Below are 1,932 nucleotides of genomic sequence, written 5' to 3' on the forward strand. Positions count from 1 at the left end.
ACATCATGGAGGGCACCAAGCCGCTCACCGACCTGGCGGACTCACGGCGCGACCTTGCGCTGATGGCCGAGATCATCGCGCGGATGAGAGAGAGCGGCGGGAGATAAGGTCGCCGGCCGCGACATGCAGGCGGTCAGGTCCCGCTGGGGTCCGACCACCTTGTCAGCGCGACGGAGATGGCGAGGGCACCATGTGGCTGCCCCCGCCAGAAGCATCAGCGATCGGCGCTTCAAGTCACCGTGCGTTCCTGAATTGAAAGCCGCTGAGCACTTGCTCGTCGGGATCGATCGCACCCAGATTCTTGACGATCCGGAATCGACCGCTCTGTGCCTGCGCGATGTACATGTTCATGCGAACATGGTGTTGTCCGGGAACCATCTCGGCCGGACCGCCCGGGCCTTCGCCGATCCGCACGTGATCGAGCGCCTGTATAACCGCATCTCGCTCGACACTGCCTGCTTCCTTTACCGCAGCTTCCCACATCTTGATTGCCCGGTAATGTCCGGTGCACCCGCTGCCCGCGGTCAAGGTGGCGCCGCCTGGGAACCGCTCGCTATAGCGGCGCAAGAGCGCGCGGCCGAACGGTTCGTCGAGTTCCTAGTAGTAGTCGAGGCAGCTGTAGAGGCCCTCGATCTGCTCGGACGGCACCAGATTGAAGAAGTTCTCGTCGAAGTAAGTGCAGACGATTCTGCCGCCGCGTTTGCCGAAACCGGCCTTGTGCAGTTCTTCGAGGAATGGCGTCAGGCCCGGCGGGACAATGGTGTTGAAAACCACGTCGGTGCCGCTTGCCATGATCTGCTGCACCGTCCGCCGGAAATCGACGGTGTCGAGCGGGAAATACTCCTCGCCGACGATCTCGCCGCCATTGGCGTGCACCGCCCGACTGGCGGCCTTGTTGAGCAGATGCGGCCAAATGTAGTCGGCCGACGGCAGATAGAACCGCTTCGCCCCGGTGCTCTTCATCAGCCATGGGATCAGCGGGTCGACCTGCTGCGCGGGCACGGGGCCCGTGCAGAAGATCAGGGGATCATTTTCGTGTCCTTCATACTGCTCGGTATAGATGTAGAGCGTCCTGCCCCGCGTGACCGCCTCGCTTTTGATCGCCAGGCGGGTCGAACTGTAGATACCGCCGACGACCACATCGACCTTGTCGGCATCGACCAGTTTCGCGGCCTTTGCCATGGCGACACTGTCGGTAGTCTCGCCATCCTCGATGACGAGTTCCGCCGGCCGGCCGAGCAGGCCGCCTTTGGCATTGATATCGTGACGAGCATCGTGGTGAGGTTCGCGTTTGCGATGCCCATGAAAGACAATGGGCCTGTCAGTTCGGCGATGAGGCCGATCTTGATGGGTTTCGGATCCATTTGAAGTCTCCGATTACCGGTTTCATGTCTAGATTTTGCCGGACGCGCCGCCGCCGACGGCAGGCGACGCGCGGCGTGGACCTCAGGCCTCGTAGCGGCCGAGCAGCAGTGCCGCCTGCGGCTTGCCGACATGGCCGGCTTCCTGAAGGATCGCCGGCACCTCCGGATCCGACACGAAATTCTTCCAGCCCTCGGCGTCCCAGTCGAAGATCGCCCAGACGCGGTCCGGTTCGCTCGGGTCGCGGAACACGGTTGCGCCGTTTGAGCCGTGCAGTCGGCGCTTGTCGGCGCCCTTGGTTGAAAAGATGCGGATAAAGTGGTCGACGTCCGCCACCTTGGTCGTTGCGAGAAGCATCGGATTTCCTCCTGTCGGTCGCGGCCACCATTGGTCCGTCGACAGGAGCACGATGCGCGCCTTGCAGCGGGCGCACATGGGGTGAATTCCCTAGCCGGCATTTCGCCCGGCCGGACAAGGCCATGCTCGACCGCGTAGAGCGCGGCTGCGCCACGGGTGCCCACGCCGATCTTGGCGTAGACCGCCTGGATGTGATGGTCCGCGGTCTTGGGC

General features: G+C 63.3%; 1 protein-coding gene and 1 pseudogene. Both read right to left on the reverse strand.

Going from position 1 to position 1,932, the window contains the following annotated elements; all coding sequences use genetic code 11:
* Positions 1-234: 234 nt before the first annotated feature.
* Positions 235-1,314, reverse strand: a pseudogene (locus EOA27_RS34275) (substrate-binding protein).
* Positions 1,315-1,446: 132 nt separating this feature from the next.
* Positions 1,447-1,719: a hypothetical protein gene (locus EOA27_RS34280; protein WP_126083713.1), complete on the reverse strand. Its 273-nt coding sequence runs from the start codon at positions 1,717-1,719 to the stop codon at positions 1,447-1,449.
* Positions 1,720-1,932: the final 213 nt, after the last annotated feature.

The organism is Mesorhizobium sp. M2A.F.Ca.ET.037.01.1.1, assembly GCF_003998075.1.
Lineage (GTDB): Bacteria > Pseudomonadota > Alphaproteobacteria > Rhizobiales > Rhizobiaceae > Mesorhizobium.